Source organism: Arthrobacter sp. BK1, assembly GCF_056680055.1.
The window spans coordinates 4495388-4510636 of the sequence record NZ_CM155263.1 but is presented as its reverse complement, the minus strand read 5'-3'; the positions used below and the strand labels follow the sequence as shown (position 1 = coordinate 4510636).

The 15249-nt window shown below is 64.4% G+C and carries 14 protein-coding genes; 13 read left to right on the top strand and 1 reads right to left on the bottom strand.

Going from position 1 to position 15249, the window contains the following annotated elements; all coding sequences use genetic code 11:
• Positions 1-15: 15 nt before the first annotated feature.
• From uvrA to AC1MCA_RS20640, 13 genes are all read left to right on the top strand, one after another.
• Positions 16-2943, top strand: a complete 2928-nt coding sequence (uvrA, locus tag AC1MCA_RS20700) for an excinuclease ABC subunit UvrA (protein WP_108597825.1) — start codon at positions 16-18, stop codon at positions 2941-2943.
• A 112-nt stretch (positions 2944-3055) separates the two neighbouring features.
• Positions 3056-3769 carry an HAD hydrolase-like protein gene (locus AC1MCA_RS20695; protein ID WP_479800203.1) on the top strand — a complete coding sequence of 238 codons (714 nt, stop codon included), beginning with the start codon at positions 3056-3058 and terminating at the stop codon, positions 3767-3769.
• A complete protein-coding gene (locus AC1MCA_RS20690) occupies positions 3756-4424 on the top strand; it encodes a lysophospholipid acyltransferase family protein (RefSeq protein WP_479800202.1) in 669 nt (222 codons plus the stop codon). The genes AC1MCA_RS20695 and AC1MCA_RS20690 overlap by 14 nt, the downstream gene beginning before the upstream one ends.
• A 44-nt stretch (positions 4425-4468) precedes the next feature.
• The gene (uvrC, locus tag AC1MCA_RS20685; protein ID WP_479800201.1) at positions 4469-6475 is read left to right on the top strand and encodes an excinuclease ABC subunit UvrC; all 2007 of its coding nucleotides are present in this window, start codon (positions 4469-4471) and stop codon (positions 6473-6475) included.
• A 71-nt stretch (positions 6476-6546) separates the two neighbouring features.
• Positions 6547-7470 carry an RNase adapter RapZ gene (gene rapZ, locus AC1MCA_RS20680; RefSeq protein ID WP_479800200.1) on the top strand — a complete coding sequence of 308 codons (924 nt, stop codon included), beginning with the start codon at positions 6547-6549 and terminating at the stop codon, positions 7468-7470.
• Positions 7470-8486 carry a gluconeogenesis factor YvcK family protein gene (locus AC1MCA_RS20675; protein WP_479800199.1) on the top strand — a complete coding sequence of 339 codons (1017 nt, stop codon included), beginning with the start codon at positions 7470-7472 and terminating at the stop codon, positions 8484-8486. Before rapZ ends, AC1MCA_RS20675 begins: the two co-directional genes overlap by 1 nt.
• Positions 8487-8495: 9 nt before the next feature.
• The gene (gene whiA, locus AC1MCA_RS20670) at positions 8496-9476 is read left to right on the top strand and encodes a DNA-binding protein WhiA (protein ID WP_108597830.1); all 981 of its coding nucleotides are present in this window, start codon (positions 8496-8498) and stop codon (positions 9474-9476) included.
• Between the two features lie 111 nt (positions 9477-9587).
• Entirely contained in the window at positions 9588-10214 is a 627-nt protein-coding gene (locus AC1MCA_RS20665) for a superoxide dismutase (RefSeq protein WP_108597831.1), read from the top strand.
• Positions 10215-10477: 263 nt separating this feature from the next.
• Positions 10478-11488 (top strand): type I glyceraldehyde-3-phosphate dehydrogenase, encoded by a 1011-nt coding sequence (gene gap / locus AC1MCA_RS20660; protein ID WP_479800198.1) that lies wholly within the window; start codon positions 10478-10480, stop codon positions 11486-11488.
• A 10-nt stretch (positions 11489-11498) separates the two neighbouring features.
• Positions 11499-12725, top strand: coding sequence for a phosphoglycerate kinase (locus AC1MCA_RS20655; RefSeq protein WP_479800197.1), 1227 nt, complete (start codon positions 11499-11501; stop codon positions 12723-12725).
• Between the two features lie 119 nt (positions 12726-12844).
• On the top strand, positions 12845-13660 hold the full coding sequence (gene tpiA / locus AC1MCA_RS20650; protein ID WP_479800196.1) for a triose-phosphate isomerase: 816 nt from the start codon (positions 12845-12847) through the stop codon (positions 13658-13660).
• A gap of 50 nt (positions 13661-13710) precedes the next feature.
• Entirely contained in the window at positions 13711-13968 is a 258-nt protein-coding gene (gene secG, locus AC1MCA_RS20645; RefSeq protein WP_108600440.1) for a preprotein translocase subunit SecG, read from the top strand.
• 140 nt (positions 13969-14108) lie between these two features.
• Positions 14109-14504 (top strand): RNA polymerase-binding protein RbpA, encoded by a 396-nt coding sequence (locus AC1MCA_RS20640; RefSeq protein ID WP_108600439.1) that lies wholly within the window; start codon positions 14109-14111, stop codon positions 14502-14504.
• On the opposite strand, the gene pgl is transcribed toward AC1MCA_RS20640, so the two are convergent.
• Positions 14457-15227 carry a 6-phosphogluconolactonase gene (pgl, locus tag AC1MCA_RS20635; protein WP_375134997.1) on the bottom strand — a complete coding sequence of 257 codons (771 nt, stop codon included), beginning with the start codon at positions 15225-15227 and terminating at the stop codon, positions 14457-14459. The genes AC1MCA_RS20640 and pgl overlap by 48 nt on opposite strands.
• Positions 15228-15249: the final 22 nt, after the last annotated feature.

The window sequence follows — 15249 nt, the reverse complement described above, 5'->3', positions numbered from 1 at the left end:
GATTAGCATTAGTGGGTGCCTAAAGCCGTAGCTGAAGAAACAGCAGTCGAATCCGTCCCCGTCACCGTTGCCCAGGCCCCCGCCACGCCTGCCCGTCCTGACCTTTCCCGCCTCGTGGTCAAGGGGGCAAGGGAACATAACCTCCGCAACGTGGACCTGGACCTGCCCCGCGACGCCATGATCGTTTTCACGGGCCTGTCCGGATCAGGGAAGTCCTCCCTCGCGTTCGACACCATCTTCGCCGAAGGCCAGCGCCGGTATGTGGAGTCGCTGTCCGCCTATGCCCGCCAGTTCCTCGGCCAGGTCGACAAGCCGGACGTTGATTTCATCGAAGGCCTCTCACCGGCCGTCTCCATCGACCAAAAGTCCACGAGCAAGAACCCCCGCTCTACCGTGGGCACCATCACGGAGATCTACGACTACATGCGCCTGCTCTGGGCGCGCGTGGGACGGCCGCACTGCCCGGTCTGCGGCGAAGTTGTGGCCCGCCAGACTCCGCAGCAGATCGTCGACCAGCTGCTGGAACTTGAGGACGGCACCCGGTTCCAGGTCCTGGCACCCGTGGTCAGAGGGAGGAAGGGCGAATTCGTTGACCTCTTCAAAGAGCTCACCGCCAAGGGATACTCCCGCGCCCGCGTGGACGGCGAGCTGATCCAGCTCAGCGACCCGCCCAAGCTGGGCAAACAGTTCAAGCACTCCATCGAAGTGGTGGTTGACCGCCTGGTGGTCAAGGAGGGCATCAGCCAGCGGCTGACCGATTCGGTCGAGACCGCCCTGGGCCTCGCGGAGGGCCGCGTGCTGGCCGAGTTCGTGGACCTCGACGCCGATGCGCCGGAGCGCCTCCGGGCATTTTCCGAGAACCTCGCCTGCCCCAATGAGCATCCGCTGGCGATCGATGAGATCGAGCCCCGCTCCTTCTCCTTCAACAACCCCTTCGGCGCCTGTTCCGCCTGCAGCGGCATCGGAACACGCCTTGAGGTTGATGAGGAACTGATCATCCCCAATCCTGAGCTGTCACTGTCCGAGGGTGCCATCGCGCCGTGGTCGCTGGGCACGGCAACCACCGAGTACTGGAACCGCCTCCTCGAAGGGCTTGCTAAGGAACTCGGCTTTTCCATGACCACTCCCTGGGAGAAACTGGGCAACGATGTCCGCCAGACGGTCCTGCACGGCAAGGACCACAAAGTTGTGGTCCAGTACAAGAACCGGTTCGGCCGGGAGCGGAAGTACAGCACCGGTTTCGAAGGTGCCATCCAGTACGTCCACCGCAAGCACGGTGAAACGGACTCCGAATGGGCGCGGGACCGGTACGAAGAGTACATGCGGCAGATTCCCTGCCCTGCCTGCAACGGCGCACGTCTGAACCCTGCCTCGCTGTCGGTCCTGATCAACGGCAAGTCGATTGCCGACGTCGCGGCGATGCCCATGCGCGTCTGCGCTGATTTCCTGAACAACCTGGTGCTGACCGGCCGCGAGGCCCAGATCGCCCATCAGGTCCTTAAGGAAATCCAGGCCCGGCTGACCTTCCTGCTCGATGTCGGCCTCGAATACCTGAACCTCGAACGCCCCTCGGCCACTTTGTCCGGCGGCGAGGCCCAGCGCATCCGGCTGGCCACGCAGATCGGTTCCGGTCTGGTGGGCGTCCTCTACGTCCTCGACGAACCGTCCATCGGCCTCCACCAGCGCGACAACCGCCGGCTCATCGACACCCTGACCCGGCTCCGGGACATGGGGAACACCCTCATCGTCGTCGAGCACGATGAGGACACCATCCAGGTGGCCGACTGGATCGTCGACATCGGACCCGGCGCAGGCGAGCACGGCGGACAGGTGGTGCACTCAGGGTCCTACAAGGAGCTCCTGGCGAACACGGAATCCCTGACCGGCGATTACCTGTCCGGCCGCAAGAAGATCGAAGTCCCCAAGAAGCGGCGCAAATACGACAAGAAGCGCGAGCTGAAGGTTGTGGGCGCCCGCGAAAACAACCTCGTGAACGTTGACGCTGCCTTCCCGCTGGGTCTGTTCACCGCAGTGACCGGCGTCAGCGGCTCCGGCAAGTCCACGCTGGTCAACGAAATCCTCTACAAGGTGCTGGCCAACAAGCTCAACGGCGCCAAGCAGGTTGCCGGCCGGCACAAGAGCATCCTTGGCCTGGACCAGCTCGACAAAGTGGTCCATGTGGACCAGAGCCCCATCGGGCGCACCCCCCGCTCCAACCCCGCCACCTACACAGGGGTCTTCGACAACATCCGGAAACTCTTCGCCGAGACCACCGAGGCGAAAGTCCGCGGCTACCTGCCGGGCCGGTTCTCCTTCAACGTCAAGGGCGGGCGCTGCGAGTCCTGCTCAGGCGACGGCACGCTGAAGATCGAAATGAACTTCCTGCCCGATGTCTACGTTCCCTGCGAGGTCTGCCACGGCGCCCGGTACAACCGCGAGACCCTCGAGGTGCACTACAAGGGCAAGACCATCGCCGACGTCCTGAACATGCCGATCGAGGAGGGTGCGGAATTTTTCGCGGCTTTCTCGCCGATCGCCCGGCACCTCAACACCCTGGTGGACGTGGGCCTCGGCTACGTCCGCCTCGGGCAGCCCGCCACCACGTTGTCCGGCGGAGAGGCGCAGCGCGTCAAGCTCGCAGCAGAGCTGCAGAAACGTTCGAACGGCCGCAGCGTCTACGTACTGGACGAGCCCACCACGGGCCTGCATTTCGAGGACATCCGCAAACTTCTTATGGTGCTTCAGGGTCTGGTGGACAAAGGCAACACGGTGATCACCATCGAGCACAACCTGGACGTCATCAAGAGCGCTGACTGGATCGTGGATCTCGGTCCTGACGGCGGCTCCGGCGGCGGCCAGATCGTGGCAACAGGAACCCCGGAGCAGGTGGCGAAGTCAACGCAGAGCCACACAGCGGCCTTCCTCGCAGAGATTCTGGGTTAGCCCGTCCGCCGTCACGCTGGTTTCCGTCACGGCAGGCGGGTGACCTGCCCGAAATATGCCGTGGCGGGCATGCGTGTTTCAGGCATGCGCGGTGTCGTGAGAAACTAAGCCGGTGACTCAAACAACAGTGCCCGTGATCTTTGACCTGGACGGCACTCTTGTCGACCCGGCAGGCGGAATAACCGACGGTATCGCGGCCGCCCTCGCCGCAGAGGGGCTCCCGGTTCCCTCGCAGGACCTGCTCGACGCGATGATCGGCCCCAAGCTGAGCGACTCACTCCTGAGCGTGGCGATGGTCCCTGCGGCTAAGCTCGACGCCGTCATCCGGCGTTACCGCCAGTACTACCTCGCCACCGGAATCGGCCAAAGCCGGCTGTACCCGGGGATCAAGGATGTGCTTGAGGGTTTCGTGGCGGCCGGACGGCCTGTCGCTGTGGCCACGCAGAAGCCTGAGGGACTTGCCCAGATCGTGCTGCGGCACCACGGTATCGACGCCCTGTTCCAGTCCATCCGGGGTTCGGCAGACAACGAGTCTTCCACCGAAGGTCCCGTGGGGAAGGCAAGCATCATCGCCGAAGCTCTGGCAGACCTTTCCACCCGGCATGCCGTCATGGTGGGGGATCGCGCCCAGGATGTGGCGGGAGCCATCGCCAACGGTCTGGACTGCATCGGTGTGGCCTGGGGATTCGCGCCCGACGGCGAGCTCGACGACGCCGGGGCCGTCACCGTGGTTGACACCACGGCCGGGCTGGTGGCTGCCATCGAGCGGCTCGAGGCCATCCACACGTCCGCCATGAGTGAGGTGCGCAACGATGGCGCTGTTTGAAGCTGTCCGCTGGAGCACCCGGGGACTGATTGCCGGCTCCTGCCGTCCCACCGTTATCGGCCTGGAAAATGTCCCCAAGGACGGCCCGTTCATCGTGGCGCCGAACCACCTCTCCTTCTTCGACAGTGTCATCGTGCAGGCCCTGATGCCGCGGCCGGTAGCTTTCTTCGCCAAAGCCGAGTACTTCACCACCGGGGGCGTCAAAGGCAAGGTCATGAAGTCCTTCTTTGAGTCCGTGGGTTCCATCCCGGTGGAGCGCGGCGAGCAGGCAGCCAGTGTCCAGGCCCTCAAAACCCTCCTGGACATCCTGGAGTCAGGCAAGGGCATCGGCATCTACCCCGAAGGTACGCGCTCACGCGACGGCATCCTGTACCGCGGCCGGACCGGGGTGGGCTGGCTCGCTTTGACCACAGGCGCGCCGGTGATCCCGGTGGGCCTCATCGGTACGGAGAATCTGCAGCCGGCGGGCGAGAAGGGGTTCAGGCCCCATCACTTCACCATGAAAGTGGGGGAGCCGCTGTACTTCGACAAGACCGGCCCGGACCATTCGCTGCCTGCGCGGCGGCAGGTGACGGACTCCATCATGGACGCCATCGCAGAACTCAGCGGCCAGGAACGCGCCACCACCTATAACCAGAGCAAGATCACGGATTAGCCCACGTGGCAAGGAGCCCGCGCTTGCCTCAGTAGACTGGAGTCGTGCCAGATCCAGCAACTTACAGGCCCCAAACGGGTGAAATTCCCACCAACCCCGGGGTTTACCGGTTCCGCGATCCACATGGCCGGGTCATTTACGTCGGCAAGGCCAAAAGCCTCCGGTCCCGCCTGAACTCCTACTTCGCCAACCCGCTGGGCCTGCTCCCTAAAACGTACGCCATGGTCCACGCGGCGAGCAGTGTGGAGTGGACGGTGGTGGGCAGCGAACTGGAGTCCCTCCAGCTCGAATACACCTGGATCAAGGAATTCAAACCACGTTTCAACGTGGTCTTCCGGGATGACAAGACCTATCCGTACCTGGCCCTGACAATGAGCGAGAAACTTCCCCGGGTGCAGGTTATGCGGGGGGACCGGCGCAAAGGCACCCGCTACTTCGGCCCCTACACCGCCGGTGCCATCCGGGAAACCATGGACACGCTCCTGCGCGTCTTCCCCGTCCGCAGCTGCAGCGCCGGAGTCCTCAAACGGGCGCAGGCGAGCGGCCGGCCGTGCCTACTGGGCTACATCGACAAATGCGCCGCACCCTGCGTGGGCCGGGTCACGCCCGAGGAACACAGGGTCCTCGCCGAGGACTTCTGTGCGTTCATGGGCGGCGATTCCAAGCGCTTTATCTCAAAGCTTGAAAAGCAGATGGCCGAAGCGGTGGCAGAGCTGGACTACGAGCGCGCGGCACGGCTCCGGGACGACATCTCCGCGCTCCGGAAGGTCTTCGAACGCAACGCCGTGGTGCTTGCCGAGGATACCGACGCTGACGTCTTCGCCCTGCACGAGGACGAGCTTGAGGCCGCGGTCCAGGTGTTCCACGTCCGCGGCGGACGGATCCGCGGCCAGCGCGGCTGGGTGGTTGAAAAGGTGGAGGACGCCACCACCCCGGACCTCGTGGAACATCTGCTGCAGCAGGTCTACGGCGAGGACGGTGAAAGCCATGGCAGGCTGCCGCGTGAAGTCCTGGTGCCCGTGGAGCCGAGCAACGCAGAGGAACTAACGCTGTGGCTTGGCGGCATCCGGGGTGCCAAAGTGGACATCCGGGTTCCGCAGCGCGGCGACAAAGCCGCCCTGCTGTCCACCGTCCGGGAGAACGCTGAGCACGCGCTGAAACTGCACAAAACCCGCCGGGCGGGAGACCTGACGGTCCGGTCACAGGCGCTGCAGGAACTCCAGGAAGCATTGGATCTTCCTGTCGCCCTGCTCCGGATCGAGTGCTATGACGTCTCCCACGTCCAGGGCACCAACGTGGTGGCATCCATGGTGGTGGTGGAAGACGGCCTGCCGAAGAAATCGGATTACCGCAAGTTCTCGGTGACCGGCGCTGCCGCCGCAGACGATACAGCCGCCATGCACGATGTCCTGACGCGGCGCTTCCGGAATTACCTGCAGGACAAGACGGCCCAGGTGGAAGCTTCCGGGTTGCCCGGGCACCAGGCCGCCCTTACGGCAGCGGCCGATGCCGCGGTCCTGGACTCCACCACCCCCGCCCCGCGCGCGAAGTTCGCTTATCCGCCCAACCTGGTGGTGGTGGACGGCGGCAAACCCCAGGTAAACGCCGCCGCCCGCGCTCTGTCCGATCTGGGAATCGAGGATGTGTACGTGGTGGGCCTGGCCAAGCGGCTGGAGGAAGTGTGGCTCCCGGACAGTGACTTCCCGGTGATCCTGCCCCGGACGTCCCAGGGGCTTTACCTGTTGCAACGGATCCGCGACGAAGCACACCGGTTTGCCATCTCCTTCCACCGGCAAAAACGCGGGAAAGCCATGACAGTTTCCGCATTGGACGGCGTGCCGGGGCTGGGGGAGTCCAAACGGAAGGCGCTTCTGTCCCATTTTGGCTCGGTTAAAGGTGTCAGGACGGCCACCCTGGAGGAGCTCACAGCCGCCAAGGGCATCGGACCCTCGCTTGCTGCCGCCATCGTGGCCCATTTCAGTTCGGTGGAATTGGCCGGCGACACCGTCCCTGCGGTAAATATGACGACCGGCGAAATCATTGAAACCTAGGTAGGGTAAAGAGCGCAGGTTTCAGCCGACGCGGCTTCCTGCTTCACCACAGATGAAACGGGGCGGAACGAATGGCAGACTCTACGGCGGAATCCGGGACGGGGCAGGATGGGATGACCCCCATTAAGCCCGTCGAAGCGGAACTGCTGGTGGTCACCGGAATGTCGGGGGCCGGACGGAGCACCGCCGCGGACGCTCTGGAGGACCACGGCTGGTACGTCGTGGAAAACCTCCCGCCGCAGATGCTCGCGACCCTCGCTGAGCTCGTGTCCCATGCCCCGCAGTCCATCCCGCGGCTTGCCGTCGTGATGGACGTGCGCAGCAAAGGGCTGTTTGCCGATATCCGTGCCGCCCTCGGGGCGCTGGAGGCCAGCGGCGTCACCTTCCGGGTACTGTTCCTTGACGCCAACGACGACGTCCTGGTCCGCCGCTTCGAGCAGGGCCGTCGGCCCCACCCCCTCCAGGAGGGCGGCAGGATCCTCGACGGAATCGCTGCCGAGCGTGAGGTGCTGAAGGAACTGCGCGACAGCTCCGACGTCGTGATTGATACGTCCACGTACAACGTCCACGGCCTGGCTACCGCCATCACCGAACTCTTCACCGATTCCGGTCCGGTGGCCCTCCGGCTCAACGTCATGAGCTTCGGCTTCAAATACGGGTTGCCTGTGGACTCCAACTACGTTGCCGATGTCCGGTTCATCCCCAACCCGCACTGGGTTCCGCAGTTGCGGCCCCACACCGGTCTCGACAAGGACGTCAGCGATTACGTCCTTGAGGCCGAAGGCGTGAAGAATTTCGTGGACCGCTACGTGCTTGCGCTCGAGCCGGTCCTGGAAGGGTACCGGCGCGAAAACAAGCACTACGCCACCATCGCCGTGGGCTGCACCGGCGGCAAGCACCGTTCGGTGGCGGTCGCCGTCGAGCTTTCCAAAAAGCTGGCACAGTATCCCCGCGTGACCGTCACCACCACCCACCGGGACCTGGGCCGCGAATAATGGCGATGCTTACGGGGCCGCTGCCGTTAGTACCGGTTTCAGGCGGAACGGCAGCTGGCCAGGAGAAGGGACCGAACGTCGTGGCGTTGGGCGGCGGGCACGGCCTGTCAGCTTCGCTGTCGGCACTTCGCCTGCTCACGTCCGAGCTCACCGCCATCGTTACGGTGGCGGACGACGGCGGGTCATCCGGGCGTCTGCGCGAGGAGTACGGCGTCCTGCCGCCCGGGGACCTGCGCATGGCGTTGTCCGCGCTGTGCGATGACACCGATTGGGGCCGCACCTGGCGTGACGTCATGCAGCACCGGTTTAAACCGGCCAAGGACCGTGGCGGATCCCTGGATGAACACGCCATGGGCAACCTGCTCATCGTCACCCTGTGGGAACTGCTGGGGGACACGGTAGCGGGTCTCACCTGGGCCGGCGCGCTGTTGGGCGCCCGGGGGCAGGTCCTTCCCATGTCCACCGTCCCGCTCACCATTGAAGGTGATGTGCGGATCACGGCGCCGGACGGCGCCTCGGCACTGCACACGGTCCGGGGACAGGCGCGCTGCGCTGTGGCCGGGCACCTTGAGCAGGTCCGGCTCCTGCCTGAAGAGGCCCCCGCCTGCGTCGAGGCGCTGACGGCCATCGAACTGGCCGACTGGGTCATCCTGGGACCCGGCTCCTGGTACACCTCGGTGCTGCCGCACCTGTTGCTCCCGGAAATGCGGACCGCCCTGTGCAACACGGCCGCGAAAAGATGCCTCACCATGAACCTGGCGACGGACACGAAGGAGACCACCGGCATGTCCGCCGCCGATCACCTCCACGCGCTTCGCCGGTACGCACCGGAGTTCAGCGTCGACGTCGTCCTGGCAGACCCTGCGTCGGTGCCGGACCGGCAGGAGTTTGAGAAAGCCGCGGGGATGATCGGAGCCGAGGTTGTCTTGGGTAAAGTGGGGGCGTCGGACCGCCGGCCAGTCCATGATCCCCTGCGACTCGCAGCGGCGTACCACGACATTTTTGGGAACAGTTAGGAAGGTGCCATGGCACTGACATCATCAGTCAAGGAAGAACTGTCCCGTCTGGACATTAAGAAATCATCAGTCCGCAAGGCTGAGGTTTCCGCGATGCTCCGGTTCGCCGGCGGCCTGCACATCATCTCGGGCCGGATCGTGATCGAGGCAGAGGTTGACCTCGCGTCAACGGCGCGCCGCCTGAGGGCGGCCATCGCGGAGGTCTACGGCCACCAGAGCGAAATCATCGTCGTCTCCGGCGGGGGACTGCGCCGCGGCAGCCGCTACGTGGTCCGCGTGGTGCGCGACGGCGAGTCCCTGGCACGCCAGACCGGGCTCCTGGACGGACGCGGACGGCCTGTCCGCGGGCTTCCGTCGGCTGTTGTGAACGGTTCAGCTGCTGACGCCGAGGCGGTCTGGCGGGGAGCCTTCCTCGCCCACGGCTCGCTGACCGAGCCCGGCCGTTCTTCTTCCATGGAGGTCACCTGCCCCGGCCCCGAGTCCGCGCTGGCCCTGGTTGGTGCGGCCCGCCGGCTCGGCATCCAGGCCAAGGCCCGCGAAGTCAGGGGAGTGGACCGTGTGGTCATCCGCGATGGCGACACCATTGCCGCCCTGCTCACCCGGATGGGCGCCCACGATGCGCTGATGGTCTGGGAGGAACGCCGGATGCGCAAGGAGGTCAGGGCAACAGCCAACCGCCTGGCCAATTTTGACGACGCCAACCTGCGGCGCTCTGCCCAGGCGGCCGTGGCGGCCGGCGCCCGCGTTGACCGGGCCCTTGAGATCCTGGGCGACGACGTCCCGGACCACCTCAAGTACGCCGGTGAGCTCCGGGTCGCCCACAAACAGGCCAGCCTGGACGAACTGGGCCGCCTCGCCGATCCGGTCATGACCAAGGACGCCATCGCCGGCCGCATCCGGCGGCTGCTGGCCATGGCGGACAAACGTGCCATTGACCTGGGCATCCCCGGTACCGATGCCAATGTGACGCCTGAAATGCTGGACGAGTAACCGCGCCCTAGAATCAGAGCGTTCACCCCTGATCTTCCGGATGCCCGTCATCCGGATGCATAATCCGAGAGTTACAACCCGGACAGACCGTCCACGACATTGGAGGATTTTGTGACCGAGTACGTACTGCCAGAGCTCGACTACGACTACGCAGCGCTTGAGCCGCACATTTCGGCGCGCATCATGGAGCTGCACCACAGCAAGCACCATGCGGCCTACGTCGCTGGCGCCAACAATGCACTGGCCCAGCTTGCCGACGCCCGCGACAAGGGCGATTTCGCCAACATCAACCGCCTGTCCAAGGACCTCGCGTTCCACACCGGCGGCCATGTCAACCACTCAGTGTTCTGGAAGAACCTGTCCCCGGACGGCGGCGACAAGCCCGAGGGCGAGCTGGCCGCGGCCATCGACGACGCCTTCGGGTCCTTCGATGCCTTCCGTGCCCAGTTCTCCGCGGCCGCACTCGGCCTGCAGGGGTCCGGCTGGGGCTTCCTCGCCTACGAGCCGATCGGTGGCAACCTGGTCATCGAACAGCTCTACGACCAGCAGGGCAACGTCGCACTCGGCACCACCCCGCTGCTGATGCTGGACATGTGGGAGCACGCCTTCTACCTGGACTACGTCAACGTCAAGGCTGACTACGTGAAGGCCTTCTGGAACATCGTCAACTGGGCCGACGTCGCCAAGCGCTTCGACGCTGCGCGCACCAACGCCACGGGCCTCATCACCCTCCCGTAGGTGACCTGCAGTACATACTGCTGTAACAAAGTTCACAATCCGGAAGCATTTGGGCCGGAATGTGGACCGTCTGCCCCCGCACTTGCGGGGGCAGACCCTGTTAAACGTAAGATAGGTCACGGAAGGCGGTCAGCCTTCAGCAATGTGGCTGGTCGCCCTCCGATCTGTAAATCATCTCTGCCCAACGGCGTGCGGGATCTGTTAGTTGGCTTGAACGCCCGCTCAACTAGTTGTGCTTAACAAGCACCAAGGAGACTGAAAAAGTGACGACCCGTATTGGTATCAACGGCTTTGGCCGTATCGGCCGCAACTACTTCCGCGCAGCACTCGCCCAGGGCGCTGACCTCGAGATCGTTGCCGTCAACGATCTCACCAGCCCAGAGGCACTGGCCCACCTCTTCAAGTACGACTCCGTCGGCGGCCGCCTGAAGGAAACCATTGAGGTCAAGGACGGCAACATCGTCGTCAACGGCAACGTCGTCAAGGTCCTGGCCGAGCGCGACCCCGCCAACCTGCCGTGGGGGGAACTGGGCGTTGACATCGTCATCGAATCCACCGGTTTCTTCACCAAGGCCGCGGCTGCGAAGAAGCACATTGAGGCAGGCGCCAAGAAGGTCCTGATCTCCGCGCCCGCATCAGATGAGGACATCACCATCGTGATGGGTGTGAACCACGAGCTCTACGACAACGCGACGCACCACATCATCTCCAACGCTTCGTGCACCACCAACTGCCTCGGCCCGCTGGCCAAGGTCATCAACGACGAGTTCGGCATCGAGCGTGGCCTGATGACCACCATCCACGCGTACACCGCCGATCAGAACCTCCAGGACGGCCCTCACAACGACCTCCGTCGCGCCCGCGCCGCTGCCATCAACATGGTCCCCACCTCCACGGGTGCGGCCAAGGCGATCGGCCTGGTCCTGCCGGAGCTCAAGGGCAAGCTGGACGGCTACGCCATCCGCGTCCCGGTCCCCACAGGCTCCGCCACCGACCTGACGGTCACCGTTTCCCGCGAGACCACGGTTGAGGAAGTCAACGCAGCACTGAAGAAGGCCGCAGAGTCCGATTCTCTGCAGGGCTTCCTGACCTACACGGATGAGCCGATCGTCTCCTCCGACATCGTGGGCGACCCCGCGTCCTCGATCTTCGACTCCGGCCTGACCAAGGTGATCGGCAACCAGGTCAAGGTTGTTTCCTGGTATGACAACGAATGGGGCTACTCCAACCGCCTCGTTGACCTCACGGAGCTCGTCGCAGCCAAGCTGGGCTAGGGTTAGTCACATGACATTTCACACCCTCAACGAACTGATCGCTGAAGGTGTCCGCGGGCGGTACATTCTGGTTCGAAGTGACCTGAATGTGCCGCTCGACGGCTCTACAGTGACTGACGACGGCCGCATCAAGGCCTCATTGCCAGTACTGGGAAAGCTCACGGACGCCGGTGCCCGCGTGCTGGTAACAGCCCACCTCGGACGCCCCAAGGGCGCCCCGGAAGAGAAGTATTCGCTCAAGCCCGCAGTGACGCGGCTCGCAGAACTTGCAGGGTTTAAGGTTTCCCTCGCCGGGGACACCGTGGGCCCGTCCGCCAAGGAGCACTCCGCGGCCCTGCAGGACGGCGAAGTGCTTGTCCTGGAGAACGTCCGGTTTGACGCCCGCGAAACCTCCAAGGACGACGCCGAACGCGGCGCCTTCGCGGACGAGCTGGTGGCGTTGACCGGAGAGAACGGCGCCTACGTGGATGACGCCTTCGGTGCTGTGCACCGGAAGCACGCAAGCGTCTACGACGTCGCCACCCGGCTGCCGTCGTACCAGGGCGATCTGGTCCACACCGAGGTCGAAGTGCTGCGCAAGCTCACCGCCGACACCCAGCGGCCCTACGTGGTGGTGCTGGGCGGCTCCAAGGTCTCGGACAAGCTCGCAGTCATTGACAACCTGATCGGGAAGGCTGACGCCATCCTGGTGGGCGGCGGAATGCTCTTCACGTTCCTCGCCGCGGAAGGCCACAAAGTGGCCGGCAGCCTCCTGGAGGAGGACCAGATCCCCGTTGTCCAGGACTACCTGAAGCGGGCAGCCGACGCCGGCACGGAGTTCATCGTGCCCACCGACGTTGTGGTGGCAGGCAAGTTCGCCGCTGACGCGGACCACGAGACCGTCCCCGCGGACGGCATCGAGGGCAGCAGCTTTGGTGAGCAGGGAATCGGACTCGACATCGGACCGGACTCGGCCGCTGCTTTTGCGGAGCGGATCAAGAGCGCAAAAACCGTGTTCTGGAACGGACCGATGGGCGTCTTCGAGTTTGAAGCATTTTCCGGCGGCACCCGTGCCATCGCCCAGGCATTGACTGAAGCGGATGCCCTGACAGTTGTCGGCGGCGGCGATTCAGCTGCTGCAGTGCGGACCCTTGGCTTCGCCGATGACCAGTTCGGCCACATTTCCACTGGCGGCGGCGCCAGCCTGGAATATCTCGAAGGCAAGGAACTTCCCGGTCTGAGCGTTCTGGACCGCTAAGGAACCGGACTGCCGGCAATCGTCCTTCGAATGACCCGGACTGCCAAGTCCTCCGGCCGGAAGGGTGCCAACGGGCACCCTTCCGGCCGCACACTTATTACGAAACATATGGAGAACACGTGACTACGTCAACGAACGGCGCTTTTGACCGCACGCCTCTCATTGCAGGCAACTGGAAGATGAACATGGACCACGTCCAGGGCATCACGCTTCTGCAGAAGCTTGCCTGGACCCTGTCCGACGCCAAGCACGACTACAGCCGGGTCGAGGTTGCGGTCTTTCCTCCGTTCACCGATCTGCGTGGTGTCCAGACCCTGGTCCAGGGCGATGAACTGGAGGTCGCCTACGGTGGACAGGACCTTTCGCAGTTTGATTCAGGTGCTTACACCGGGGACATTTCCGGCCAGTTCCTGAACAAGCTCGGTTGCCGGTACGTGCTGGTGGGACACAGTGAACGCCGGACCATCCACAACGAGTCCGACGACGTCCTGAACGCCAAGGTGAAGGCCGCGTACAAACACGGAGTAACCCCGATTCTCTGCGTGGGCGAGGGCCTGGAGATCCGGCAGGCAGGGACCCATGTCCAGCACACCCTGGAACAGCTGCGGGCGGACGTCGCCGGTCTGACTCCGGAGCAGGCGGCCACCCTGGTGGTGGCCTACGAGCCCGTCTGGGCCATCGGCACCGGCGAAGTCGCCGGGCCTGAGGACGCACAGGAAATGTGTGCGGCCATCCGCGCCGAGCTCGCCACTATTTTCGGCGACGACGTTGCTGCGAAGATCCGCCTCCTGTACGGCGGTTCCGTCAAGGCCAACAATGTCGCGGCCATCCTCAATGAGCGGGACGTCGACGGCGTGTTGGTGGGCGGCGCCAGCCTCGACCCTGCGGAGTTTGCTAATATTGTCAGGTTCGAGAGTCACCTGTTGACGGACTAGTCCGCCACGGCCTCCGGCTCCCGCACTTCCAAACTTTCTGAAAGGCCGTCGTGGACGTTCTTCAAGTCATCCTGCAGATTCTCCTGGGCATCACCAGCCTTCTGCTGACCCTCCTCATCCTGCTCCACAAAGGACGGGGCGGCGGGCTGTCGGACATGTTCGGCGGCGGCATGAGTTCCGGACTGAGCTCCTCCGGCGTAGCCGAACGGAACCTGAACAGGTTTACCGTCGTCCTGGGTGTCACCTGGGGCGTCGTCATCATCGGTCTGGGCCTGATCATGCGGTTCAGCGGCGCTGGGGACTCCTGACCTTTTAACTTAGTCGCTGTCCGGCACTGCCGTGACCGGGAACTGCGAACTAAACTGTGGCTGTTGGCTCCCAACAGCCACAGTGTCGTTTAACCACAATGACGTGTAAGCAGCAATGTGCGAAGCAGCCAGGAGTCCCGATGGTACACAGTGCATCAGCGTTCCGTGGCACCCGGGTGGGTGTTACGGAAGGAGCAGGTCCGAAGAATCAGTCCGAAGCCGCCGCCGGGCAGAGAGTGCCACGCATTCGTGTCTCCTTCTGGTGCGCCAAAGGGCACGAGACCCAGCTTGTGTTCCTCCGGTTGCCGGACGAGCAGATCCCGGCCGTCTGGGACTGCCGCCGGTGCGGGGCTCCGGCGGCCCGGGACGGCAAGGAAGCTGCCGGGCTCGAACCCCTGGAGGAAGGCTTCAAGAGCCACCTGGAATACGTTAAAGAGCGGCGCTCCGACCAGGACGCCGAAGCGGTACTGGCCGGAGCGCTTGAGAAGCTACGCGCCGGCGGCGTCCTTCCGGACGAGCTGCCGGGGAACCCGTGACGCAGCGTTTTCGTCGATAAGCCACAGTGTGCGGGACGTCCCCCGCGGACCGGCGGCAGGCACCTGCACAGGGTTGGCTCCGGCCAGCGCGAGACCCACCGCGCCGGCTTTGTCTTCGCCGGCCACCACCATCCAGACTTCCGCGGCAGTGTTGATTGCGGGGAGAGTCAGGGAGATGCGGAGCGGCGGCGGCTTGGGGGAGTTGTGGACCCCCACCACCATCCGGTCTTTTTCCCGGATCCCGGCCTGCTCCGGAAAGAGGGACGCAACGTGGGCGTCCGGTCCAACGCCAAGCAGCACCACATCCAGGCGGGGAAGTACCCCCGGGTCATCGGGCCTGTCATCTGACATATCGGCTGCGTGTTCGGCCCGGGCTGCATCCTGGAGCCTGCGCGCGTAGTCCTCCGCGGCCTCTTCCGGGCTTCCGAAGTCATCCGAGGATCCGGGCTGGTTCACCCTGGCAGCGTCAACCGGGATGTGCGAAAGCAAGGCGTCGAATGCCTGCCGGGTGTTCCTCTCGGGATCCTCGGCTGCAACAAACCGCTCGTCACCCCACCAGAAATTCACCTTGGACCAGTCCACCGCCTGTGCGGCGGGCGAGTCGGCAACAGCCTTCAGGGTGCCGATGCCCACACTGCCGCCTGTCAGCACCACCGTGGCCTCGCCGTGCTTGTCCTGCACATCCACCAGTTTGGTGATCAGGCGGGCCGCTATGGCAGCCATAAGTACGGAGGAATCAGGATGG